The following is a 25,590-nucleotide window of genomic DNA, read 5'->3' as shown; positions in this document are numbered from 1 at the left end:
AGCAGATAAAATAATAATTTTTATAAAAATATTTTCAATAAATTGCATTAAAACTGAAAGAACAACGACAAGAAGCAAAAAAAATTTATGGTAAGAGATTTCACTCATATTTGCCCACTATTTACCATGTAAAATTTAAATTTGGGTGTTTATTTGTTGCTCGAGCAGCGCCAAATCTTTTTCTGTGGAGGCTATACACTGCTCGATATTCTGCTGTTGCTGTCGATAAATATTTTCACTTCGCTCTAATTGCGCTGTAAGCAATTGTCGCTGACTTTCATATTCTCTCAACAACAGGCTTTCAAGGTGCCTACCATCGGCAAGAATGCGGTCTTCATTTAGACATTTTTTACAACGTCTAGTCACTTCATTCAACATGCAATCTATTACACGCCATTACACAAACCGAACAGTAATTCGAATTTATAAAAGACAAACAAATGCTCTGATCAAACCACCATTTTTCACTTTAAAAATGCGGACGAGCATTCCTGAGGCGGACGCTGATAACGGCTGAGGAAAGTATATTGATTAGAAAAACTGGGGAACTTTTCAGGAGAGAGATCTCTGATTAATACGACTGATATATCAGTTTCTGGAAATATTCTTTCCTGTTCCTGAACGCTGCGTGGAACACATATTAATCAGAGGCGAGGGATATCTGCTTTTATTCCGCGGAATAACCATTCGGGTTTTTAGACTGCCAGCGCCAGGTATCCTCCACCATTCGCTGCAGGTCATACTCCGCTTTCCAGCCCAATTCCTTTTCCGCCAGAGACGGGTCGGCATAGCATTCTGCGATATCTCCAGGGCGGCGCGGGGCTATTTTGTAGGGGATTTCTCGACCACAAGCCTGCTCGAAGGCGCGCACGATTTCCAATACGGAGCTGCCACGACCGGTGCCCAGGTTATAGGTGTAGCAGCCCGCTGGCGTTTCACTCAGGCGCAGTTTTTCCAACGCTGCCAGGTGCCCGCGGGCCAGGTCCACCACGTGGATATAGTCGCGCACGCCGGTGCCATCCGGGGTATCGTAGTCATCGCCAAACACCTGCAGCTGCGGCAGCCGCCCCACCGCCACTTGGGCCACATAGGGCAACAGGTTGTTGGGAATGCCGCGCGGGTCTTCACCAATGGTGCCGCTTTCGTGGGCGCCAATGGGGTTGAAGTAACGCAGCAAGCTGACTTTCCAGCCACTATCCGGTGCGGCACAGAGATCGCGCAGTACGTCTTCCACCATCAGTTTGCTCGCCCCGTAGGGATTGGTAGCGCCAGTGGGGAAGTCTTCTCGGATAGGGACGCTGGCGGGATCGCCGTAAACGGTAGCGGAGGAACTGAATATCAGCTGCCGGACACCAAACTCCTCCATCACTTGGCACAGCGTCAAAGTACCGCTGACATTGTTTTGGTAATAACGCAGTGGCTGCGCCACGGATTCGCCCACGGCCTTAAGGCCGGCGAAATGCACGACAGCATCAATGTCGTAGCGGGAAAATACTGACCGCAGTCCATCGGCATCGGCAATATCCAGCTGATGAAAGGGCACTTGGCGTCCGGTAATCATCTCTACCCGGTGCAGAGATTCGCTACTGCTGTTTACCAGGTTGTCCACCACCACTGGTTCCCAGCCAGCAGTAAGCAATTCGATACATGTGTGACTGCCAATGTAACCGGCCCCACCAGTAACCAGGATCGCCATAGCAACTTCCTTTAATCACTTTGAATTCTCAAGAGGCCGCCTAGTAGAGCCTAAAACTGCCGCTCAATTCAACCCATTTTGGCGCCGCTTCGCCGCCGCGAACTATGCTGGAAAAGCGGGAGCACCAATTTGTCATTGCTCTCGCACGGCAGAGCGATATGACTGCCACCATAAAGATAGTGTTTCGCGCCAAGCGCCTTCCAGCATTCGCGCAGCCTGAGGAGCGGGCGCCCGCCCCAGCTCGCCAGCCCGACAATCCATTGACGCAGTATGCAATGTGCTTGTCCACTGCGGCTGGCAATACGCCGAATGCTGTCCGACACGCTACAGGGAGTTGTACATCATGACGATATTCAATCACTACCTGGAGAGATACGAGTCCATCCAGGATGAAGAACTCAGCATTCAGGAATACCTGGAACTGTGCAAAAATGACCGCAGCGCCTATGCGTCCCCCGCCGAACGCATGCTGATGGCTATCGGCGAGGCGGAGCTGGTGGACACCTCCCGCGACCCCCGCCTGTCACGGATTTTCTCCAACAAAGTAATCAAGCGCTACAAAGCCTTCGATGAGTTCTACGGCATGGAAGAAGCCATAGAACAGATCGTTTCCTTCTTCCGCCACGCCGCTCAGGGACTGGAAGAAAAGAAACAAATCCTCTACTTGCTGGGCCCGGTGGGCGGTGGCAAGTCTTCTCTGGCGGAACGGTTGAAGGCACTGATGGAGAAAGTTCCCATCTACGCCATCAAAGGCTCACCGGTGTTTGAGTCGCCACTGAGCCTCTTCTCCCCCAGCGAAGACGGACAGATCCTGGAAGAGGATTACGGGATTCCCCGCCGTTACGTAAATACCATTATGTCGCCCTGGGCGATGAAACGCCTGCATGAATTCAAGGGCGACATCAGCAAGTTCCGCGTCGTGAAGATCTACCCTTCCATTCTCGACCAGATCGCTATCGCCAAAACGGAACCGGGGGACGAAAACAACCAGGATATTTCCTCACTGGTGGGCAAGGTAGATATTCGAAAACTGGAAGATTTCCCCCAAAATGATCCGGATGCCTACAGCTTTTCCGGCAGCCTGTGCCGCGCCAATCAGGGATTGATGGAGTTCGTGGAGATGTTCAAGGCGCCCATCAAGGTACTGCATCCGTTGCTCACTGCCACTCAGGAAGGCAACTACAACAGCACGGAAGGGCTGGGCTCCATCCCCTTCAACGGCACCATACTGGCGCACTCCAACGAATCCGAATGGCAGTCCTTCCGCAACAACCGCAACAACGAAGCCTTCCTGGACCGTATCTATATCGTCAAAGTCCCCTACTGCGTGCGCGTACAGGAGGAGATCAAGATTTACGGCAAACTGCTGGAAAACAGTTCTCTGGCCAATGCACCTTGCGCACCGGACACCCTGCGCATGCTGGCGCAGTTCTCCGTGCTGTCCCGCATCAAGAACCCCGAAAATTCCAGCATTTATTCAAAGATGCGGGTCTATGATGGTGAAAATCTCAAAGATACAGATCCGAAGGCAAAAACCATCCAGGAATATCGGGACAATGCCGGTGTCGACGAGGGCATGACCGGCCTTTCCACCCGCTTTGCGTTCAAGATACTCTCCAAGGTGTTTAACTTCGATCCCACCGAAGTTGCCGCCAACCCGGTACACCTCCTTTATGTGCTGGAACAGCAGATTGAACAGGAGCAGTTTCCTCCGGAAGTACAGGAAACCTATCTCGGCTTTATCAAGGAATATCTGGCGCCACGCTATGTGGAGTTTATCGGCAAGGAGATACAAACCGCATACCTTGAATCTTACGCCGAGTACGGTCAGAACCTGTTTGACCGCTATGTCACCTACGCAGATTTCTGGATACAAGACCAGGAATATCGGGACCCGGAGACAGGGGAAATCCTCGACCGCGGCGCCTTGAATGAGGAACTGGAAAAAACTGAAAAACCCGCCGGCATCTCCAACCCGAAGGACTTCCGCAACGAAATCGTCAATTTCGTGCTGCGCGCTCGCGCCAACAACCAGGGAAAAAATCCCGACTGGCGTTCCTACGAAAAACTGCGCGCAGTAATCGAGAAAAAGATGTTCTCCAACACCGAGGATCTGCTGCCGGTAATTTCCTTCAACACCAAGGCATCGGCGGATGACAAGAAAAAACACGCGGACTTTGTCGCGCGCATGGTGGAGCGGGGCTACACAGAGAAGCAGGTCAGACTGCTTTCGGAATGGTATCTGCGTGTGCGCAAATCGCAGTAGCAATTGGAGCGGTCAAGGGCGAATGGTATCCGGTTGCTGAGTGCAAGATCCGCAGTTGGGTATGGTTCGACGCAGAGGCAGTAATATGAGCTATATCATCGACCGCCGGCTGAACGGCAAAAAGAAAAGCACGGTCAACCGCCAGCGCTTTTTGCGCCGCTATAAAGCCCATATCAAAAAGGCTGTCGGAGAGGCGATGAACAGCCGCTCCATTACCGATATGGAAAAGGGCGAGCGCATCAGCATCCCCACCCGGGATATCAGAGAACCCGTCTTCTCCCACGGTCCCGGCGGACGTGTAGAGCGGGTGTTGCCCGGCAATAAAGAGTTTGTCGCCGGCGATCGCGTCCCCCGGCAGGGGCAGCAGGAAGGTGGCGGCGGTGGCGGCGGCAACGCCAGCGACAGCGGCGAGGGCATGGATGATTTCGTTTTCCAGATTTCCCAGGAAGAATTTCTGGACTTTATGTTCGAGGGATTGCAACTGCCGAATATGATTAAGCGCCGCCTGACAGGTAATGACGCTTTTCAGGTTGTGCGCGCAGGCATCAGTAACGAGGGCACGCCCGGCCGCCTCAATGTGGTCCGCTCCCTGCGCGCCGCTAATGCACGACGCATCGCACTGACCAGTAGTAAACGGCGCAATCTCCGCGAGCTGGAAATCGAGCTGGCGCAAGAGGAAGCCAAAGACCCGGCCCTGCGCGATCAGCGCAAACTCGAACAGCTGCGCGGAAAGATTGAAGAGCTGCGCCGCCGCATCGACCGCGTACCCTATCTCGATGATTTCGACCTCAAATACAACCTCCTGGTGCGACAGCCCCGCCCTCGGTCCCGCGCCGTGATGTTTTGCCTGATGGATGTCTCCGGGTCCATGAATCAGGCCACCAAAGATATGGCGAAGCGCTTTTTCCTGCTCTTGTACCTGTTCCTGCGGCGCAGCTACGAGTACACCGAGGTGGTATTTATCCGCCACCACACCAGTGCCAAGGAAGTAGACGAAGAAGAGTTTTTCTATTCCCGCGAAACCGGCGGCACCATTGTTTCCAGCGCTCTGAAACTAATGCGCCGCATCATGCGGGAGCGCTACCCCGCCAGCGAGTGGAATATTTACGGCGCCCAGGCGTCCGATGGAGACAATTGGAACGATGATTCCAGCACCTGCCACAAAATTCTGATCGACGACATTATGCCCTACGTGCAGTACTACTCTTATGTGGAGATCACGCCCCGGGATCACCAGGCACTTTGGGAAGAATACGAGCGCGTACGCGAGCTTTTCCCGAACCACTTCGCCATGGAACAGATTGTCGACGTCTCAGACATCTATCCAGTCTTCCGCCAGTTGTTCAGCCAGAAGGTGCCCGCCTGATGCTCGATACCTACACCACCGGCGCGGATGCGTCCGAGTCAGACTCCAGCGGCCCCATATCCACTACATCCGAGTGGACCTTCGAACTGATTCAAAAGTACGACCGGGCCATCGCTGAGCTGGCCGATGAATTCGGCTTGGACACCTACCCCAATCAAATCGAAGTCATCAGCTCCGAACAGATGATGGACGCCTACTCATCGGTGGGCATGCCCGTGGGCTATCACCACTGGTCTTTCGGCAAACAGTTCATCAACATCGAAAACAACTACCAGCGCGGCCTGATGGGGCTGGCCTATGAGATAGTGATCAACTCCAATCCCTGTATCGCCTATCTCATGGAAGAAAACACCATGACCATGCAAGCGTTGGTGATCGCTCACGCCTGCTACGGACACAATTCTTTCTTTAAAAACAACTACCTTTTCCGCAGCTGGACGGATGCCAGCAGCATCATCGATTACTTGATTTTCGCCAAGAATTACATCGCCAGCTGCGAGGAGCGCTATGGTCTGGATGAAGTCGAGGCCGTTCTCGATTCCTGCCACGCCTTAATGAATTACGGAGTGGACCGCTACAAGCGGCCCTATCCCATTTCAGCGGTGGAGGAAGAACGGAGACAAAAAGAGCGGGAGGAATACCGCCAACGCCAACTGAACGATTTGTGGCGGACGATTCCAAAATCTGGCACCGGTGAAGAGGAAAGCGAGGAACAGCGCTTTCCCGAAGAGCCACAGGAAAATATCCTGTATTTTATTGAAAAAAATGCACCGCTTTTAGAAAACTGGCAACGCGAACTGGTGCGCATCGTGCGCAAGCTGGCGCAATATTTTTACCCACAGCGTCAAACCCAGGTAATGAACGAAGGCTGGGCCACCTTCTGGCACTACACCCTGCTGTCAGAGCTGTACCGCCGGGGACGGGTAACAGACGGCTTCATGATGGAGTTTCTGCAAAGCCATACCAATGTGATCTATCAGCCGCCTTTCGACAGCCCCTATTACAACGGCATCAACCCCTACACCCTCGGCTTTGCCATATTCAGCGATCTGCGACGCATCTGTGAAAACCCGACCGAAGAGGACCGCCAGTGGTTTCCGGATATCGCCGGGAGCAATTGGAAGGAGACGCTTCAGTTCGCCATGCGCGACTTCAAGGACGAAAGCTTTATTCTGCAGTTCCTGTCGCCAAAGGTTATGCGTGATCTGAAGCTCTTTAGTATCACCGACGACGACCGGGAAAGCGAAATCCTGGTCAGCGCCATACACGACGAAGATGGCTACCGCGAACTGCGCGCCACCCTGGCAGGTCAGTACAACCTGGGAAATCGCGAGCCAAATATCCAGGTCTATTCGGTGGATACCCGCGGCGACCGCTCACTGACCCTGCACCACACCCAGCACTGGCGCAGGCCTCTGGGCAAGGACACTGGCGAAGTGCTCAAACACCTGCATCGCCTGTGGGGGTTCGACGTACACCTGCACAGCCTCAACGGCGATGAGATTACCGCCAGCTACCACTGCCCGGAGATCGGCCGCGACCGTTCCGATAGCGAAGAGGAGTCCATGCTCGTTCCAAAACCGATCTAAAAGCTATGATGCGTAAATCGGCAGACTTGGATAATCAAACGTCGAGCAACAACTTCACCTTAGCTGCCAGTTCGCTGCGCGCCACTGGATAATCGGCCAGGGCATCGGCACCGGCGTCGAGCCAGCGCTGTTGGTCCCGGTCCTCAGCAGACGCAATGACCAATACACGCACATTGGCGTATTCACTGCGGGAGCGCAGGTGGTCCAGAATCTGAAACCCCTTGGCACCCACGAAGCACGCATCGATTACCATCAGCGCAGGTTTGCTACCGGCCATCAGGGCCCCGGCGACAAAGCTGTCGCCAGCCACCTCCACATCGCAGCCGGCTTCCTGCAGTGCCTGGCGACCGGCGGCGGTCAGTTCGGGATTGTCGGTCAGCAGCAGCACCTTGCGACTGGCGGCGGCCAGCTCACTGGGTATCGGCATGGCGTTATCGCGCAGAAAACCGACAAAGTCTTCCACGCAAATGCGGTGGTCACCACGACCGGGCAACTTGTACGCCTTTAGCTGTCCCCGCTCTATCCAGCGAATCACCGTGCGGAAGTTCACACCACAGTACTTGGCCGCCTCTCCGGTAGTGAGTACATGCAGTTCATTCATCTTTATGTCTTCCCCCAAACATCCCGCGGTAACGGGCAAATGCCTTCCACGTCCATCTGAGCGACGGGCGGCGGATAATCGCAGCCCGCAACATCAAATTATCCTGTTTTTTCATGCCAATCTTATAAATTATGCTGTTCAGAACTAAAAAACCAGCCCGAAACTCGGCACCTATATTTTTATTGACGAACGGCGCGGAAACCCCCTCAAAAAATACTGAAAGATAGAGTTGACAGTTATGACAGGTGGAATAGAATGACAATCATTCGGCAGAGCGGTTGGCTGCCGAGCCGCCACAAAGCGGTAGCCCCTCACCAGGCATCGGGGCATCAGTCTCTTTGAATGGCAAATGGATATTCCCTACCGAATACCCTAAGACCCTGGGCCCCTTGTTTTTTTGGGGCCTTTTTTTTATCTTGCAAAAGCTTCGGACTTTTCCCTAGATCCCGCCCCGGGCGGCGCCAAAAGTATTGGATTTATGGCAGCGCACCGCGTAACCCGGCATATCTTGCTCCTTCCCTCCCTGGAGTGCTCTCCGTGAAAATTTACCTGGTCGGCGGCGCTGTGCGCGACAAACTGCTCGGAAGACCCGTACACGAGCGCGACTGGGTTGTGGTCGGCGCCGACGAACCCCACATGCGCGAACTCGGATTCACCCCGGTGGGTAAGGACTTTCCCGTGTTCCTGCACCCCGATACCGGCGACGAATACGCACTGGCGCGCACCGAGCGCAAAAGCGGCCACGGTTACGGCGGCTTTACCGTTCACGCCAGCTCCGATGTCACCCTGGAGCAGGACCTGCTGCGCCGCGACCTCACCATTAACGCCATGGCGGAGAGCGACCAAGGTGAGCTCGTCGACCCTTACGGCGGACGGGCCGACCTGGAAGCGCGCCTGCTGCGCCACGTTTCCCCCGCCTTTGCGGAAGACCCGCTGCGCATACTGCGGGTTGCCCGCTTTAAGGCCCGCTACCACCACCTCGGCTTCACCATCGCCGACGAAACCATGGCGCTGATGCGGCAGATGGTGAACCAAGGGGAAGTCCAACATTTGGTGGCGGAGCGGGTATGGAAGGAAGTCAGCCGCGCCCTGACCGAGCCGGACCCCGATGTCTTTTTCCGCGTACTGCGCGACTGCGGCGCCCTGAAGATACTGTTGCCGGAATTGGAGCGCCTGTTCGGCGTACCCCAGCCGGCCATACACCACCCGGAAATCGATACCGGCGAACACGTCATGCTGGCACTGCGCGCGGCGCCACCACAGCTGCCAGTGCGCTTCGCTGTACTGCTGCACGATCTGGGCAAAGGGGTAACCCCGGAGGAAATCCTCCCCAGCCACCGCGGCCACGAGCGCGCGGGCCTGCCGCTGGTCCGCGAAGTCTGCCGCCGCTGGCGCGCCCCCAAAGAATTGACCGCCCTGGCCACCGGCGTGTGTGAGTATCACCTCCACTGCCACAAAGCCTTTGAATTGCGCCCGCAGACACTGATGAAATTACTGCGCGCCCTAGACGCCCTGCGCCGACCCGAGCGGTTTGAGCAGTTCCTGCTCGCCTGCGAGTCGGACGCCCGCGGTCGCAAAGGACTGCAAGACAGGCCATACCCCCAAGTGGACTACCTGCGCGCCGTGCGCGAAGCCGCGTGCGGGGTCTCCCCAAAAGAGTTGATGGAACAGGGCTACGAAGGGGCCGCCCTGGGCAAAGCCCTGGACCGGGCGCGGGTCCGCGCCATCGCCAAGGTAAAGGAAAGCTACCCCAATGCGTAACGCCCTGATTACCGGAGCCGCCGCCCGCCTGGGGCGCGCCATCGCCCGCGAATTGCACCGGGACCACCGGGTGGCAGTGCACTACCGCCGCTCTGCCGACGCTGCGCACACTCTGGTAGAGGAGCTAAACCGCCTGCGCCCCGACTCCGCCATTGCCCTGCAAAGCGAACTGGCCACCGCCGCCGACTGCGAACAGCTGGCCGTGCGCGCCGCGGCCCAATGGGGCAGCATCGAAGTACTCGTCAATAACGCATCCGCCTTTTTCCCCACCCCGCTGGACACCGCCGACGAATCCGCCTGGGAACAGCTGATCGGCAGCAACCTGAAGGCCCCTTTCTTTCTCAGCCAAGCACTGGCGGACACCCTCGCCCAAGGTAAAGGCTGTATCGTCAATATGGCGGATATTCACGCCGAGCGCCCCATGCCCGGGCACCCGATCTATTGCATCGCCAAAGCCGGATTAGTGATGTTGACCAAGAGCCTGGCTCTGGAGCTGGCGCCCCGCGTGCGGGTCAACGCCCTGGCCCCCGGCGCCATTCTGTGGCCCGAGCAGGAAAACGCGAACCAAGCGGCGAAGACCCGGATACTCGAGCGTATCCCGCTGGCCCGCACCGGCTGCGAGAAAGACGTAGCGCGCACCGTGCGCTTCCTCGTCAGTGAGGCACCTTATATCAGCGGTCAGGTAATTGCAGTAGACGGCGGGCGCAGCCTCAATATCTGAGCACCACGGAAGAAATCAGGAAAGATCCCGCCTGCAGCACAGGGAGGGGGGATTCAGTCTACGGCCAATCAAACGCCACGGGCCACAGCTTCTGCTTGGTTTTGTCGTACTCCGCCCACATCTGCGCGAAACTCTTGCCCGTGAGCGGGTGCACCCAATCCGGAGCCAGCTCCGCCAACGGTTGCAGCACAAAGGCATTTTTCTCGATTTCCGCCCGCGGCAGCTTGACTCCATCGACGGTACCGGTCAGATCACCATAGATCAGAATATCGATATCCAGCGTGCGGGCACTGAATTTGGGTCCGGCACGCAGGCGCCCGTTGGCATCCTCGATCCCACGCAAACGCAAAGCCAGTTGACCGACAGGCAGCGCCGTGTGAATCGCCACCACCAGGTTGTAGAAGTTGTCGCCATCGAAACCCACGGCCACACTTTCGAAAACCCGCGAAACTCGCAGCCGCCCAAACTCTCCGGCCAGGGCCTTAAGCCCCGCGCGAATGTTCCGCTCGCGATCGATATTGCTGCCGAGGCCCAATAAAACTTCCACCACACCCGTCACCTTCAAATCGCCGACGCCGCACCGGTCGCCGGTCTTTCTCCGCGCTCGATAATCACACCTACATCCCGCGATCCGCGCACGGCACCGGGCTTGGACAGCCGCAGGCGCAGCCAGGGAACCGCGAATTCCTCACGCACTATGGCCGCCACTTTTTCCGCCATGGTCTCCACCAGAAGAAACTCGCTCTCCTCAATAAAGGCAATCAAGCGCTTGGCAACGGCTTTGTAGTTCAAGGTATGACGAATATCATCGGTCCGCGCAGCCTCGCTGATATCAAAGGCCATCTCCAAGTCCAGACTCACCGTCTGGCGCACCTCGCGCTCCCAATCGTAGATACCGATGATAGTGTCTACCTTTAAATCCCGTATATAAACGATATCCATCGCTCAGCTGAGGCTCCCATCCAATTCCATCATCGGCCAGCGCGGCCGCACTTCCACCGCCAGGCCGGACCGCTCTCCCGCCTGCAGGCGCAAGCAACCGGCGTAGGCAATCATGGCGCCGTTATCGGTGCAGAACTCATGGCGCGGGTAATAAACGCCCGCCCTCTCTTCCCGCAGCCTGGACTCCAGGCGTGTGCGCAGCAGCTTGTTGGCGGACACCCCGCCAGCGACCACCAGAGTCTTGTGACCGGAAACCCGAATAGCGCGGCGGCATTTGATCACCAGGGTATCCACCACCGCCTCCTGAAAAGCCGCGGCGATATCCGCGCAGGTCTGCTCATCCGGCAATCCATCCGCCTGGGCGTATTGGCGCACAGTGGTCAGGGTGTAGGTCTTGAGACCGGAAAAACTGAAATCCAAGCCCGGCCGGTCGGTCATGGGGCGCGGAAAAGTAAAGCGCTCCGGATCACCCTTCTCTGCCAGCGCCGCCAGCCGCGGGCCACCGGGGTAATCCAGATCCAACATTTTCGCCGCCTTGTCGAACGCCTCTCCGGCGGCGTCATCCAGAGATTCCCCCATCAGGCGGTAATCCCCCAGGCCGCGCACATCCACCAGCTGCGTGTGGCCGCCGGACACCAACAGGGCAACAAAGGGGAAACTCGGTGGACGCTCTTCCAGCATCGGGGCCAGCAGATGCCCCTCCATATGGTGCACCGCCACCGCGGGAAGCCCCCAGCCATATGCCAGAGCGCGCCCGGCACAGGCGCCCACCATCAGCGCCCCCACCAAGCCCGGTCCCGCCGTATAGGCGATACCGTCCAGGTCGCGCGGATGGGTATCCGTCCTGCGCATTACCTCGCGAACCAGCGGCAGCAATTTGCGCACATGATCGCGGCTGGCCAGCTCCGGCACCACACCGCCATATTCCGCGTGCAGATCCACCTGACTGAAGAGCGCGTGACCAAGCAGCCCCTTCCCGGTGTCGTAAATCGCTACCCCCGTTTCATCGCAGGAGGTCTCTATACCCAGAACTCGCACTTGGCCCTGATCTCTCGTGACTGGTTGAAAAGGCCGCTATCATACTGGAAAGCCCGCAGGGCTGCAGAAATCCGCTCCCGCGAGCGCTTGACAAAAAGTCTTGCGATCCCGCTTTGGAGTGTTTAGAATTTGCGCCCTCGCTGTGGACCGGCCTCCGGGTTGCAACTGCGAGGCGAGAGCAAGCAGTAGCCGGAATGGCCGAGAGAAACGAATTTTACAGGTAATCGAATGCCCTCTGTACGAATCAAAGACAACGAACCTTTTGATATCGCCCTGCGCCGCTTTAAGCGCTCCTGTGAGAAAGCTGGTGTACTGTCTGAAGTGCGCCGCCGCGAGTTTTACGAAAAGCCGACTGCCGTGCGCAAGCGCAAGGCAGCTGCTGCCGTAAAGCGTCACGCCAAGAAGCTGCAGCGCGAAAACCGCAAATTCCAACGCCTGTATTAATCGGGCCACCGGCGCAGCAAACAGGCGCCGGGCGGGCAATCAGCCCAGAGCGGAAAACAAAAACGGCGTGCGAGCCCGTCTCGTGCGCCGTTTTTTATTCGATATCCCAATATTCTCAGCCGGCGCCCGCCGTTTTTTGTTTGCCGCGAAAGCGCTATTCTTGGCCGCACACCGCTTCAACCCCTTGCGGGAGGGAGCAGCCGCGATCGCGCCGCCAGCTTACGCCGAGGCCGCTCGCCTACACTCCCTTCCTACACGGCAGTAAACCCCACACGAAAACGGAACAACTACCATGAGCACTCTCAAGGAAACCCTGGCCCAGGCCACCAAAGACGCAATGAAAGCCCGCGACAAAGAGCGCCTGGCAACCCTGCGCCTGATCAACTCCGAAATTAAGCGCGTGGAAGTGGACGAGCGCATTGAGCCGGATGACGCCCGCATCCTGGCCCTGCTGGACAAAATGATTAAACAGCGCCGAGATTCCATCGCACAATACGAAAAAGCCGGCCGCGCCGAACTGGCGGCAGTGGAACAGGCCGAGATTGATGTCATCCAGGAATTCCTGCCCGAACAGCTGTCCGAAGCGGAAATCAACGAAATCGTCGCCGCCGCCATCAAAGAGACCGGCGCCGCCGGCATGGCCGACATGGGCAAGGTGATCGCACAGGTTAAACCCCAGGTGCAGGGCCGTGCGGATATGGGCGCGGTCAGCAAGCTGGTCAAGGCCCAGCTGGGCTGACAGCGCGGAACCCGAGCGCATGGCCGGCAAAATACCCCAGCACTTTATCGACGACCTGCTCGCGCGGGTAGACATCGTCGATCTGGTGGACAGCCGGGTCAAACTGCGCAAGACCGGAAAAAACTATTCCGCCTGCTGCCCGTTTCACGACGAAAAAACTCCCTCGTTTACCGTCAGCCCAGACAAGCAGTTCTACTACTGCTTTGGCTGCGGCGCCAACGGCAACGCCATCGGCTTCCTGATGGACTACGACCGCCTCGGCTTCCCCGAGGCGGTGGAAAAGCTGGCCGCCAGCCAGGGGCTGGAGGTACCGAGGGAACAGCCCAGCCCGGGCCAGGAAAAACGCCAGAGGGAGGCCCTGTCTCTCTATCAGCTCACCGAACAGGCCGCCGATTTCTACCGCGACCAACTGCGCAACCACCCTGCCGCGGGACCCGCCGTGGCCTATCTGCGCAACCGCGGCGTATCCGGCGAAATAGCGCGGGACTTCGGCATAGGCCTGGCGCCGCCGGGATGGGACAACCTGCTCAACGCCCTCGGCACCACACCGCAGAAAGCGGATCTGCTAGAACAGGCGGGACTCGCCATCCGCCGCCAAGACAGCGACGGGCGCACGGAGCCGGGGCGACGCCACCACTACGACCGCTTCCGCAACCGCATTATCTTCCCCATCCGCGACCAGCGCGGCCGCACCATCGCCTTTGGCGGCCGGGTACTGGGGGACGAAAAGCCGAAATACCTCAACTCGCCGGAAACCCCGATCTTCCACAAGGGGCGCGAACTCTACGGTCTCTGGGAAGCGCGACAGGCCAACCGCGACCTGGCGCGGCTCATTGTGGTGGAAGGCTATATGGACGTGGTGGCCCTGGCACAATTCGGCATCCGCTGCGCCGTAGCCACCCTGGGCACCGCCTGCGGCGAAGACCATATACAGCTGGCCTTCCGCCACACGCAGGAACTGGTGTTCTGCTTCGACGGCGACCGCGCGGGCCGCGCCGCCGCCAGGCGCGCCCTTGAGGCCGCGCTCCCCCACATGCAGGACGGCCGCAGCCTGCGCTTCCTGCTGCTGCCGGAAGGGGAAGACCCTGACACCCTGGTGCGCCAACTGGGCGGAGCGCGTTTCAACCAGCTGCTCGATGAGCAGGCGCGGCCCCTGGAAGACTTCCTCTTCGACCTGCTGGGGGAAGGCATCAACCTACAGACCATGGACGGCCGCGCGCGCCTGTCAAAACTGGCCGCGCCCCTGCTGGACCTGCTGCCGGAAGGCGTCTACCGCCAGCTGATGTTCCAGCAGCTGGCCGCCCGCACCGGCCTGGACAGAGACACCCTGCAGGAAGTTATCATCGCGGAAAAAGCCCGAACCGCGCAGACACAACCACAGCCTCCGGAACCACCGCCAGCACGCGATCCCGGCCAAACGTCCGCCGAAGCCGAAGCGCCACCGCCGGAACACCACGTGCCCGCGCCGCCACAGCCGCACCGCCGCGGACAGCATCGCCTGCCGACCGAACGCATGCTCATCGCCCTATTGCTGCACCACCCGCACCTGGCACAGCAGATCGACGACAGCGACTACTTCCGCCAGCGCGGACACCCGGACCTGGCCCTGTTCGCGGACCTGGTGGACCTGCTCAAGAGCCGCCCCGACTACAATCTGAACCAGCTGCTGGGCTACTGGCGCGCCCACCACGGCGCCGATTCCTGCGAAATCCTCGCCCGACTCGCCGCCTCACAGCTGGTCAGCGGCGTACGACACCTGGCCCAGGGCGACGAAAAGCTGGAATACGACCCGGCAGCCGAATTCAATGACTGCCTGCAGAGACTAGAACTGGCCGCACGGAAACAGCGCAACCGCGACCTACTGGCCCAACTCAAGGCCTCCGGGGGGCAACTGAGCGCGGAGCAACTCGCCCTGCTCGCCAACTGGCGCAAGCGCGAATAGCCCGCCCCCTTGAATCCCGGACGCCCGCCACCATTATCAGTCACCCCGGAGGTAGGAAACCAGAAACCACACAAACCACCACTTGACAGTCACAAGTGGTTATTGCTACCGCAAATACGCTATAATCCCGCGTCTTTGTCCCGTATTTCTCCTTACGTTTCAGGGTTGTGCATGACCGACAACACCCAACAGCAGACTTCCCGCATCAAGGAACTGATCGCCCGCGGTAAAGAGCAGGGCTATCTGACCTACGCCGAAGTGAACGACCACCTGCCGGAGGACATCTCCGATCCCGATCAGGTGGAAGACATCATCGGCATGATCAACGACATGGGCATCAAGGTGTTCGAGAGCGCACCGGATGCCGAAGAGTTGTTGATGGCCGAGGGCGACAGCTCCGCCGACGAAATCGCCGCCGCCGAAGCCGCCGCCGCCCTGGCTGCAGTGGAATCCGACGTAGGCCGCACCACCGATCCGGTACGCATGTACATGCGCGAGATGGGCACCGTAGAACTGCTCACGCGCGAGGGCGAAATCGCCATTGCCAAACGGATCGAAGAGGGCCTGCGCGAACTTATGGCCGCCCTCGCCTACTGGCCCGGCGCCGTGCAGCAGATAATCGATGAATACCAGCTAATCGACCAGGAAGAGCGCCGCATCGCCGACATTGTCGCCGGCTGGCTGGACCCGGCCGAAGACGTCCCCCCCGGCGCCCAAGCCGGCCAAGCCGCGGAGGAAGCCGACGCCGACACCGCTGACGTCGACGCCGACGATGACGACGACTCCAGCACCCAAGAGGAAGATGCCAGCGGCATCGACCCGGAAGAGCTCGCAGAGCGCATGAAGCTCCTGATCGCCGCGCAGAAAAAAGCCGATGCCGCGATCAAGAAATTCGGCCGCGACTCCAAAGAGGCCGGTGCCGCCATGGAGGCCGTGGGCGAAATCTTCCGCTACTTCAAACTGGCCCCACGCCAATTTGACCCGCTGTACAACGAGGTGCGCAGCATTCTCGACGAGGTGCGCGAACAGGAGCGCACCATCATGAACCTGTGCATCAAAAAGGCGAAGATGCCGCGCAAAACCTTTATCAAGGAATTCCCCGGCAACGAGATCAACGAAGACTGGATCCCGGCCGTCATCAAGAAAAAGCGCGACTACTCCGACGCCCTGCGCCATGTGGCGGACGACATTATCCGCGCACAGCGCAAACTGGCCCAATGCCAGGAGCGTGCCGGCCTGGAAATCAGCCAGATCAAGGAAATCAACCGCCGCATGTCGATCGGCGAGGCCCGCTCGCGCCGCGCCAAGAAGGAAATGGTTGAGGCCAACCTGCGCCTGGTGATCTCCATCGCCAAGAAGTACACCAACCGCGGCCTGCAATTCCTCGACCTGATCCAGGAGGGCAATATCGGCCTGATGAAAGCGGTGGACAAATTCGAATACCGCCGTGGCTACAAGTTCTCCACCTACGCCACCTGGTGGATCCGCCAGGCGATCACTCGCTCCATCGCGGACCAGGCGCGCACCATCCGTATTCCGGTGCACATGATTGAGACCATCAACAAGCTCAACCGCATCAGCCGCCAGATGCTGCAGGAAATGGGCCGCGAACCCACTCCGGAGGAACTGGGCGAGCGCATGGACATGCCGGAAGACAAAGTGCGCAAGGTGTTGAAGATCGCCAAGGAGCCCATCTCCATGGAAACTCCGATCGGCGACGACGAAGACTCCCACCTGGGCGACTTCATCGAGGACGCCAACCAGGCCTCCCCGGTCGACACCGCCACCCAGACCGGCCTGCACGACGCCACCCGCGCCGTGCTCGCAGGCCTGACCGCGCGCGAAGCCAAGGTACTGCGCATGCGCTTCGGTATCGACATGAACACCGACCACACGCTTGAAGAAGTGGGTAAACAGTTCGACGTGACCCGCGAGCGCATCCGCCAGATCGAGGCCAAGGCCCTGCGCAAGCTGCGCCACCCGTCTCGCTCCGAGCACCTGCGCAGCTTCCTCGACGAAGGCTGAGAACTGCTACACTGGAAAGCCCGGCACCGCCGGGCTTTTTTATGAAACGAAAGATCGCGCAAGCCCCCACCCTCGCCTAAGGCCGAGGTAAAGGGTGAAAGAAATTGCGCCGCACGAAACCTCGTATGCAAGAAGAATTCACCAACAAACCCGGCAAAACCGGCATCACCAGACTGATCGACGCCACCTGCTACTCCTGGCAAGGCCTCCTCGCCGCCTGGCGCAACGAAGCCGCCTTCCGCCAGGAAGTCACCCTGGCCGTATTCCTGATCCCCCTCGCCCTGTGGCTCGGCGGTAGCGGCGTTGAACGCGCGATGATGATCGGCGCCACCCTGCTGGTAATGATCGTCGAACTGCTTAACAGTGCGGTGGAAGCGGCCATCGACCGCATTGGCCCCGAAAAACACCCCCTGTCCAAATTCGCCAAAGACACCGGCTCCGCCGCTGTGTCCCTCTCCCTGCTGCTGTGGCTGTTTACCTGGGGCTGCATACTCCTGCCGCGCTGGATCGGCGGCTGACCGGCCAGCAGAGCAACACTTTTCCGCCAGCCTCCTTCCAGAGCGGCCAAGGCCGCAGTGCCAGCTACAATTTCTGTACAGAGATAGTAATTGAGCCAAGGAAGGTTTATGCAGCTCAAGCCCCTGTCACCCGCCAGCCTGGCGGCGATACTCTGCATCACGCTGCCCGCTGAGGGACTCTCCCAGGGGACCCCGGCCACAAGCGAACTGGTAGTCCACACCCAAATCAAGAAACTCGCCCTGCTGGTTTCCTTGGACCAACTGGACGGCTTTCAGCAACGCCGCCAGGAATGGCGAAGCGACCCTGCGGGCTACAACAACATCCGCTTGCAACTCCACCACGGCGACCTGAAACTCGACTGGCAGGGCGACACACCCAGCCGCATCGACGGCACCTTAAGCAGCCTGAAAATCAGCCGCGACCTCTACAGCAGCCCCTCCTGCCGCGGCAGCCAGCAGGGCGGCATCAGCGCAGGCAGCAGCTTCGTCAACGGCGACAGCAGCGCCCTGCTGAGCGAACGCGGCGCAAACCTCCCGGTGGGACAAAATCAACTGCAAAGCCACTTTATCGGCGCCTACTTCAGCGATTACCGCAACACCGGCCACTATTTCGACCTCCAGGCCAAACTGGCCTATCTGCGTACGGACAGCCGCGCCCATAGCGGCAGAAGTGCCACCCGCCACGGTGTACAAATCGCCCTGTCCGCGGAGAGCGGGCTCGACATAGCGCTCGGCGAACACTACAACCTGGAGCCCCAGGCACAGCTGCTCGCCAACTACACCAGCCTGAACGCCTTCTCCGCCAACGGCTACCGCATGGATACCGGAGTGACCCCGGAACTCAATCTACGCCTCGGCCTGCGCGCCTACGCCACCGGCAAGCCCCACTTCGCCTTCGCCAACTTCTGGTACACCCTGGACGGCGACGACGAACTCTACGGCAGCGGCCAGCTGGAACTGAAAAGCCCCCGCGGCGCCCGCTGGCTGGAACTGGGCCTGGGCACCCGCCTGCTGCAACTGCCCTTTGCCGACCTATCCCTCGATATCCGCTACCGCAGCGCCGCGGATGACTACGACTGGAGCGACATAAGCGCCAACCTAGGGCTGAGCTGGGCCTGGTAATCCAGACCACCTCACCGAAAACGCAGCAAACGAAAGGAACCCATTGATCCGCAAAGAAAAATCAGGTAATTTCCCACCCCTCTCGCGACCGCGAGACCGCATTGGGGGCCCTTAGCTCAGTTGGTTAGAGCATCCGACTCATAATCGGCAGGTCCTGGGTTCGAGTCCCGGAGGGCCCACCATCTTTCTCATTAAACCCCGCCAGTTCCGAAGTCGTAACGTAGCCAGCATGGTTGTGTATCTATCGGCAAGAGAATAAGCGAGAAGTAAGCAATCGTTCGTTACTCTATTTTCCTTTTCACACTTCTATCCAGCTTCGCCCTTTCTTCGGCCCAGGGCATAGTGCCATTTGGTATCGAGCTTTTATTTCCAAACAGAAATCACCGATTCAGCGCCCTATTACTGGCTCCCAAAATGCCGCACAACTTTTATATTCCTCCATCATTTATTTGCATACAGGCGCACATAGTACAGCTTCAAATCGTAAATTGTCGCTAGATCTAAAAGCCGTGGTATTCTTCCCCGTTATTCGCAAAAAACGGCGAGAGGCACAGTTATAAGCTACTACTATCTCGCCGTATATCAGGCGAACACTAAATGCCTACTACTGGCCTCGCCAAAAAACCAGGGACAGTCAGGCTATGACATCTTGCTCAATAAAGTAACCGTATAAATAGTGCTTCTGAAAAGCCTCTACAAACGATGTGCATTATTCAATTACGGAATTGATGAACTGCTTAAACGTACTGAGCAGGCAAGCATCAACAGCAATCAGTCTAAAAAGAAGTGAGCATGATCAACCAAAACCCCGAACAAATCGCTCGTGATCACATAGACGCCCAGCTCCGGCAAGCGGGCTGGGCGGTGCAGGACAAAAAGAAAATCGACTTTTCCGCCGCCCCGGGTGTGGCCGTGCGCGAATACCAGACCGATGTAGGCCCGGCGGATTACGTCCTGTTCGTGGATAAACAGGCCGTGGGCGTAATTGAAGCCAAATCCGAATCCTGGGGGGAGAAAATCACCACGGTTGAAGATCAGTCTCAAGGGTATGCCAGTGCCACGCTGAAGTGGGTCAACAACAGCCAGCCCCTGCGTTTTGTCTATGAAAGCACCGGTGTGATCACCCGCTTTACCGACGGGCTGGACCCGCACCCGCGCTCCCGCGAGGTGTTCAACTTCCACCGCCCGGAAACCCTGGCAAAATGGCTCAGGGAGCCGAAAAGCCTGCGCGGCCGCCTGCAGGACTTTCCGCCCCTGAACACCGAGGGTTTGCGCGAGTGCCAGATCACCGCCATTACCAACCTGGAAGCGTCCTTTAAACAAGACAAACCCCGCGCCCTGATCCAGATGGCCACCGGCTCCGGCAAAACCTTTACGGCGATTACCGCCTGCTACCGCCTGTTGCGGGAACCTGTCAGCGCCAACCGCATCCTGTTTCTGGTGGACACCAAAAACCTGGGAGAACAGGCGGAGCAGGAGTTCATGAACTATGTCCCCAATGATGACAACCGCAAGTTCACCGAGCTTTACAATGTCCAGCGCCTGAAAAGCCAGTATATTGCCAGTGATGCCCAGGTCTGCATCAGCACCATCCAGCGCATGTACTCCATTCTCAAGGACGAACCCCTGGACGAGTCACTGGAAGAGCAGAACCCGGCCGAGCAGCTGACCAGACCCAAAGAACCCCTCCCGGTGGTGTATAACGAGAAGATCCCGCCGGAATTTTTCGACGTGATCATCATCGACGAATGCCACCGCTCCATCTACAACCTGTGGCGGCAGGTGCTGGAATACTTCGACGCCTATCTAGTGGGACTCACCGCCACGCCGGATAACCGTACCTACGGCTTTTTCCACAAGAATGTGGTCAGTGAATATGACCACGAAAAGGCCGTGGCCGATGGGGTCAATGTAGGTAACGAAATCTTCGTCATTGAAACGGAAAAAACCAAACAGGGCGGCAAGATCACTGCCGAACAGCAGGTGGAGAAGCGCGAGCGCACCACCCGCCGCAAGCGCTGGGAAACTCAGGACGAAGATGAAGTTTATTCCGCCAAACAGCTGGACCGGGACATCGTTAACCCGGACCAGATCCGCACCGTAATCCGCGCCTTCAAGGATTCTCTGCCAACCCTGTTCCCCGGCCGAAAGGAGGTGCCCAAAACCCTGATCTTTGCCAAGACCGACAGCCACGCCGATGACATCATCCAGACCGTGCGCGAGGAGTTTGGCGAGGGCAACCAGTTCTGCAAAAAGGTCACCTACCGCGTGGCTAAAGACAAAACCGATGCTGACGGAAAAGTCATTGAAAAGGGCGAAGACCCGAAATCGGTACTCTCCCAGTTCCGCAATGACTACTACCCGCGGATTGCCGTCACTGTGGACATGATCGCCACCGGCACCGACGTCAAGCCGCTGGAATGCCTGCTCTTTATGCGGGATGTGAAGAGCAAGAACTACTTTGAACAGATGAAAGGACGCGGCACCCGCACCCTGGACAAGGACAGCCTGCAAAAGGTGACGCCATCGGCGAAAACCGCCAAAACCCACTATGTGATTGTGGACGCCATCGGGGTCACGAAATCGGTGAAAACCGCCAGCCAGCCGCTGATCACCAAACCCAGTGTGCCGCTCAAAGACCTGGCCATGGGCGTGATGATGGGCGCCAGCGATACGGATACCGTCTCCTCCCTGGCCGGGCGGCTGGCGCGACTGGACAAGCAACTGGACGACAAGGAGCGCGCCCGTATTGCGGAAAAAGCCGGCGGCACGCCACTGCTGGTCATTGTTGGAGAACTGTTCAACGCCATCGATGGTGACCGGGTAGAAGAAAAGGCACTGGAAATCGCCGGCCTGCCCCCAGGCAGTGACCCCGGCGATGACGCCCGCAACCGGGCCCAGAAAGCACTGGTCAGTCAGGCCGCCAATGTGTTCAACGGCGAGTTGATCGAACTGATCGACAGCATCCGCCGCGACAAGGAACAGACCATCGTTCACGATGATCTGGATGAAGTGATCCGGGCCGAGTGGGCCGGGGAGACCGAAGAAAACGCCCGGGCGCTGGTACAGGAATTTGCCGACTACCTGCGCGAGCAGGCGGATCAGATCGACGCCCTGACCATCTACTTCAAAACGCCCGCCCGGCGTTCAGAGGTGACCTATTCCCAGATCAAATCCCTGCTGGAAACCCTGAAGCAGGACCGTCCCAAGCTGGCGCCCCTGCGCATCTGGCAGGCCTATGCCCATCTGGACAACTACCGGGGCGACAACCCCCTGACCGAACTGACGGCTCTGGTGGCACTGATCCGCCGTGTTTGCGGCATCGACACCACCCTGACCCCCTTCAGCAGTACCGTAAGAAAAAACTTTCAGGACTGGATTATGAAATACCACGCCGGTGGCAGTGAAAAATTCAACGAACAGCAGATGCAATGGCTGCATCTGATCCGCGACCATATCGCCAGCTCCTTCCATCTGGAAGCGGACGACCTGGATATGGCCCCCTTCGATGCCCAGGGTGGGCTGGGGCGCATGTATCAGCTGTTTGGTGACAGGATGAACTGGGTGATGGATGAACTGAATCGGGAGTTGGTGGCGTGATGGGAAAAGTAATCCCATGTTCATGGATTCAAATTCGTATAGGTGAGGCAGGGGTTTGCATAACAGGCAACACACCATCAACCAAAGATCCTAGTAATTATGGTGGGAATCTTCCCTACATAAAACCACCGCAACTCAATAATCAGATAGTGTCAGTTGGAGATGAAACTCTTTCAGATAAAGGGGCTCAATTAGCACGAATACTACCTGAAAATTCAATTCTTGTTTCATGTATTGGAAATTTAGGAAGAGCAGCGCTTAATACTGTCCCAGTAGCGTTCAACCAACAAATAAATGCAATAGTTCCAAGTAATGAAATTTTTCCAAAATTCCTATTTTACCAAGTGCAGTCAAGCGAGTTTAGAAAACAGCTTGAGGAAATGTCTACGGCGACAACTATATCCATAGTCAATAAGCGAAACTTTGAGAAAATTAAAATAAATCTCGCTCCTTTTAACGAACAAAAACGCATTGTTGCCAAAATCGAAGAACTATTCTCCGAGCTGGACAACGGCATCGCCGCCCTGAAAACCGCCCGGGAGAAGCTCAAGCTCTACCGCCAGGCCGTGCTCAAACACGCCTTTGAAGGCAAGCTGACCGCCCAGTGGCGGGAGGAAAACAAGGACAAACTGGAAACCCCGGAACAACTCCTCGCCCGCATCCAGAAAGAACGCGAAGCCCGGTACCAGCAGCAGCTGGAGGAGTGGAAGGCTGCCGTAGAAAAATGGGAAGCGAATGGTAAAAAAGGGAAAAAGCCGAGCAAGCCCAAGGAACAAGACAAAGTTGAGCTCTACCACTTTCCAAGTGACTACTATTTGGCAAGAATGCCCGCTGATTGGGTGTGCTTAAAAGCTGAACATCTTTGCGATTATATTACGAAGGGAACGACTCCGGCAAAAAGTGAGCTATTTGTAAATTCCGGTGATATTCCGTTTATTAAGGTTTACAATCTAACCAAGAATGGAACGCTGGATTTTTCGATAGAGCCGACGTTTGTAAGTGCGAAAACCCATAATGAGTTTTTGGCGCGCTCTAAGGTTTATCCAAACGATGTCCTCATGAATATCGTGGGGCCACCTCTAGGAAAAGTGTCAATAGTTCCTGAATCGCACAGCGAATGGAATATTAATCAAGCTATTGCGATATACCGAAGCGCAGTGCTACTGCCAAAATTCTTGAGTAAATTTTTATTATTCGAGAAAACTGTAAATTACATGATGGCACAGTCAAAAGCGACGGCGGGACAATTCAACTTGACTCTTGAAATATGTAGAAAATTACCTATTCCAGTTCCATCATTCGAAGAGCAAGCTGAAATCGTAAGAAAGCTCGACGCACAACTATCTAATGTTGACTCTATTTTGCAGGGTATCGAGGTTCAACTAGCTAAGAGCGAGACTCTCCGTCAATCCATACTAAAAAAAGCCTTTTCCGGTCAGCTGGTGCCACAGGACCCCAACGACGAACCCGCCAGCGAGCTGCTGGCCCGGATTCAGGCGGAGAAAGCAGCTCAACAGGCGGCTGCAAAGGGCAAAAAAACGGCAGCCAAACGGGGTCGAAAGCCCAGGGAGGTGGCACAGTGAATCCGGAGCAACGTCTGGCCAGCCTGCTGGAATTGCCCAGTGAAACCGAGGTGGTAGAGTTCAAGGAAGCCAAAAACCAGTTCGATTTTAGCAAGTTGGGCAAATACTTCTCGGCGTTGAGTAATGAAGCCAACCTGTGCCGGCGTAAAACGGCCTGGCTGGTGTTCGGTGTAAAGAACAATCGCACGGTGGTGGGCACCCGCTTCCGGCCCAGTGCCAGCGATCTGCAATCCCTGAAAAAAGAGGTGGCGGATAAAACTACTCATCGTCTGACCTTTGTCGACATTCATGAAGTGCAACATCCCCAGGGGCGGGTGCTGTTATTTGAAATTCCAGCGGCTCCTCAGGGAACGCCGATTGCCTGGGAAGGGCATTACTATGGCCGTGATGGTGAATCATTGGGGCCATTGAATCTGGAAGAGATAGAACGAATCCGGGCGCAGAACCGCGCGAGCGACTGGAGCGCGGGAATACTGCCCGGTGCTTCTCTGGAGGATCTGGACCCGGGCGCGATTATGCAGGCCAGGACGAGCTTCGCGAAAAAGAACCCCAAACTGGCGGAAGTGATGCAGCAGTGGGACACGCCTACGTTCCTGAACAAGGCCAAGCTTACGATTAACAGTCAGATTACCCGGACCGCGATACTGCTGTTGGGCAAGCCGGAAGCGGCTCATTGGCTCAATCCCGCATCGGCCACCATTACCTGGATTCTGAAGGACAGGGATGGACTGGAGCGGGACTATGAACATTTCAGCTGTCCACTGCTGCTGACTGTCGACGAGGTATTCCGTAAAGTTCGTAACCTGAAGTACCGCTATATGATTGAAGGTACGCTGTTTCCGGAAGAAGTTGATCAGTACGACCCCTATATCATCCGCGAAGCCCTGAACAATGCGATTGCACATCAGGACTATGAGTTGGGAGGCAAAGTTACCCTGGTAGAGTTCGAGGATGGTCGCCTCTGCTTCAGCAATCAGGGGGAATTTATTCCGGGATCAGTGGAGTCCGTTGTGCGCGCCGATGCCCCCGAAAGCCGCTACCGTAATCGTTTTCTGGCAGATGCCATGGTGAATCTGAATATGATCGACACCATTGGCAGCGGTATCCGCAAGATGTTCCTGATCCAGAAGCAGCGTTTCTTCCCGCTACCGGAATACAATCTCGCCAATGGGCGTGTTGAAGTTGTGATCACCGGCCGGGTGCTGGATCTGGCTTACGCCCGAAAGCTCGCGGAGTGTTCTGATTTGTCGCTGGATGACATTATCTTGCTGGATCGGGTGCAGAAGAAAAAGCCGCTGACGACTGATCAGGCCCGGCACCTCAAAAGCAAGGGGCTGATAGAGGGGCGCCGCCCCAACTACTACATTTCGGCGCAGGTCGCTCAGCGCAGTGGCGAAAAAGCCGAGTACATCCGCAACCGGGCCTTTGACGATCAACACTACAAACAGCTGATAGTCGAATATCTGGAGCAGTTCGGGAGCGCCAGGCGTGCCGATATCGATCGTCTTCTGTTAGACAAACTGCCCGATATCCTAGACGAACATCAGAAGTATCACAAGGTGAAAAACCTTCTTCAATCCCTTAAAAATCAAGGAGTTGTAAATGTTTCTGGGCGAACGTGGCGCTTGTCTAAGTAA

20 protein-coding genes and 1 tRNA gene are annotated in these 25,590 nt (G+C 57.2%); 15 read left to right on the top strand and 6 right to left on the bottom strand.

The window, feature by feature from the left end:
* Window positions 1-135: 135 nt before the first annotated feature.
* Entirely contained in the window at window positions 136-378 is a 243-nt protein-coding gene (locus BM155_RS17005; RefSeq protein WP_139223183.1) for a hypothetical protein, read from the bottom strand.
* A gap of 289 nt (window positions 379-667) precedes the next feature.
* Window positions 668-1,696, bottom strand: a complete 1,029-nt coding sequence (gene galE / locus BM155_RS08565; protein WP_074902432.1) for a UDP-glucose 4-epimerase GalE — start codon at window positions 1,694-1,696, stop codon at window positions 668-670.
* 343 nt (window positions 1,697-2,039) lie between these two features.
* On the opposite strand from galE, the gene BM155_RS08555 reads away from it, so the two are divergent.
* The 3 genes from BM155_RS08555 (at window position 2,040) to BM155_RS08545 (ending at window position 6,917) form a co-directional block, all read left to right on the top strand.
* Window positions 2,040-3,962 carry a PrkA family serine protein kinase gene (locus BM155_RS08555; RefSeq protein ID WP_067150805.1) on the top strand — a complete coding sequence of 641 codons (1,923 nt, stop codon included), beginning with the start codon at window positions 2,040-2,042 and terminating at the stop codon, window positions 3,960-3,962.
* An 85-nt stretch (window positions 3,963-4,047) separates the two neighbouring features.
* Window positions 4,048-5,328, top strand: coding sequence for a YeaH/YhbH family protein (locus tag BM155_RS08550; RefSeq protein WP_067150802.1), 1,281 nt, complete (start codon window positions 4,048-4,050; stop codon window positions 5,326-5,328).
* Window positions 5,328-6,917 carry a SpoVR family protein gene (locus BM155_RS08545; RefSeq protein WP_074902427.1) on the top strand — a complete coding sequence of 530 codons (1,590 nt, stop codon included), beginning with the start codon at window positions 5,328-5,330 and terminating at the stop codon, window positions 6,915-6,917. The genes BM155_RS08550 and BM155_RS08545 overlap by 1 nt, the downstream gene beginning before the upstream one ends.
* A 34-nt stretch (window positions 6,918-6,951) precedes the next feature.
* On the opposite strand, the gene BM155_RS08540 is transcribed toward BM155_RS08545, so the two are convergent.
* Window positions 6,952-7,518 carry a helix-turn-helix domain-containing protein gene (locus BM155_RS08540; protein ID WP_067150797.1) on the bottom strand — a complete coding sequence of 189 codons (567 nt, stop codon included), beginning with the start codon at window positions 7,516-7,518 and terminating at the stop codon, window positions 6,952-6,954.
* Between the two features lie 537 nt (window positions 7,519-8,055).
* Here BM155_RS08540 and BM155_RS08535 point away from each other — a divergent pair.
* Both BM155_RS08535 and BM155_RS08530 read left to right on the top strand, forming a co-directional pair.
* Complete coding sequence (locus BM155_RS08535; RefSeq protein WP_067150794.1) at window positions 8,056-9,279, top strand: multifunctional CCA addition/repair protein; 1,224 nt, start codon at window positions 8,056-8,058, stop codon at window positions 9,277-9,279.
* Window positions 9,272-10,000: a pteridine reductase gene (locus tag BM155_RS08530; RefSeq protein ID WP_074902424.1), complete on the top strand. Its 729-nt coding sequence runs from the start codon at window positions 9,272-9,274 to the stop codon at window positions 9,998-10,000. Before BM155_RS08535 ends, BM155_RS08530 begins: the two co-directional genes overlap by 8 nt.
* Before the next feature lie 58 nt (window positions 10,001-10,058).
* Here BM155_RS08530 and folK read toward each other — a convergent pair whose 3' ends face one another.
* Genes folK through tsaD form a run of 3 tightly spaced genes read right to left on the bottom strand, consistent with a single transcriptional unit; the run spans window position 10,059 to window position 11,980 of the window.
* The gene (gene folK / locus BM155_RS08525; RefSeq protein ID WP_074902592.1) at window positions 10,059-10,550 is read right to left on the bottom strand and encodes a 2-amino-4-hydroxy-6-hydroxymethyldihydropteridine diphosphokinase; all 492 of its coding nucleotides are present in this window, start codon (window positions 10,548-10,550) and stop codon (window positions 10,059-10,061) included.
* An 11-nt stretch (window positions 10,551-10,561) separates the two neighbouring features.
* On the bottom strand, window positions 10,562-10,942 hold the full coding sequence (gene folB / locus BM155_RS08520) for a dihydroneopterin aldolase (protein WP_067150788.1): 381 nt from the start codon (window positions 10,940-10,942) through the stop codon (window positions 10,562-10,564).
* A 3-nt stretch (window positions 10,943-10,945) separates the two neighbouring features.
* The gene (gene tsaD, locus BM155_RS08515) at window positions 10,946-11,980 is read right to left on the bottom strand and encodes a tRNA (adenosine(37)-N6)-threonylcarbamoyltransferase complex transferase subunit TsaD (protein WP_074902422.1); all 1,035 of its coding nucleotides are present in this window, start codon (window positions 11,978-11,980) and stop codon (window positions 10,946-10,948) included.
* A 228-nt stretch (window positions 11,981-12,208) separates the two neighbouring features.
* Here tsaD and rpsU point away from each other — a divergent pair, with 228 nt between their 5' ends.
* The 10 genes from rpsU to BM155_RS08465 all read left to right on the top strand — a co-directional run bounded on the left by rpsU (window position 12,209) and on the right by BM155_RS08465 (window position 25,590).
* A complete protein-coding gene (gene rpsU / locus BM155_RS08510) occupies window positions 12,209-12,424 on the top strand; it encodes a 30S ribosomal protein S21 (RefSeq protein WP_020411530.1) in 216 nt (71 codons plus the stop codon).
* A gap of 292 nt (window positions 12,425-12,716) precedes the next feature.
* A complete protein-coding gene (locus BM155_RS08505) occupies window positions 12,717-13,163 on the top strand; it encodes a GatB/YqeY domain-containing protein (protein ID WP_067150783.1) in 447 nt (148 codons plus the stop codon).
* 19 nt (window positions 13,164-13,182) lie between these two features.
* Window positions 13,183-15,105, top strand: a complete 1,923-nt coding sequence (gene dnaG / locus BM155_RS08500) for a DNA primase (RefSeq protein WP_074902419.1) — start codon at window positions 13,183-13,185, stop codon at window positions 15,103-15,105.
* A gap of 171 nt (window positions 15,106-15,276) precedes the next feature.
* On the top strand, window positions 15,277-17,130 hold the full coding sequence (gene rpoD / locus BM155_RS08495) for an RNA polymerase sigma factor RpoD (protein ID WP_074902416.1): 1,854 nt from the start codon (window positions 15,277-15,279) through the stop codon (window positions 17,128-17,130).
* A gap of 125 nt (window positions 17,131-17,255) precedes the next feature.
* On the top strand, window positions 17,256-17,648 hold the full coding sequence (locus BM155_RS08490; protein WP_074902414.1) for a diacylglycerol kinase: 393 nt from the start codon (window positions 17,256-17,258) through the stop codon (window positions 17,646-17,648).
* Between the two features lie 108 nt (window positions 17,649-17,756).
* Window positions 17,757-18,770: an autotransporter domain-containing protein gene (locus BM155_RS08485; RefSeq protein ID WP_074902411.1), complete on the top strand. Its 1,014-nt coding sequence runs from the start codon at window positions 17,757-17,759 to the stop codon at window positions 18,768-18,770.
* A 105-nt stretch (window positions 18,771-18,875) separates the two neighbouring features.
* Window positions 18,876-18,952, top strand: a tRNA-Ile gene (locus BM155_RS08480).
* 610 nt (window positions 18,953-19,562) lie between these two features.
* The gene (locus BM155_RS08475) at window positions 19,563-22,370 is read left to right on the top strand and encodes a type I restriction endonuclease subunit R (protein WP_175487774.1); all 2,808 of its coding nucleotides are present in this window, start codon (window positions 19,563-19,565) and stop codon (window positions 22,368-22,370) included.
* A complete protein-coding gene (locus BM155_RS08470) occupies window positions 22,370-23,953 on the top strand; it encodes a restriction endonuclease subunit S (protein ID WP_074902406.1) in 1,584 nt (527 codons plus the stop codon). The genes BM155_RS08475 and BM155_RS08470 overlap by 1 nt, the downstream gene beginning before the upstream one ends.
* Window positions 23,950-25,590, top strand: coding sequence for an RNA-binding domain-containing protein (locus BM155_RS08465; protein WP_074902403.1), 1,641 nt, complete (start codon window positions 23,950-23,952; stop codon window positions 25,588-25,590). The genes BM155_RS08470 and BM155_RS08465 overlap by 4 nt, the downstream gene beginning before the upstream one ends.

The sequence above is a fragment of the Microbulbifer thermotolerans genome (genome assembly GCF_900112305.1).
GTDB lineage: Bacteria > Pseudomonadota > Gammaproteobacteria > Pseudomonadales > Cellvibrionaceae > Microbulbifer > Microbulbifer thermotolerans.
This window is presented reverse-complemented; position numbering and strand designations above follow the sequence as displayed.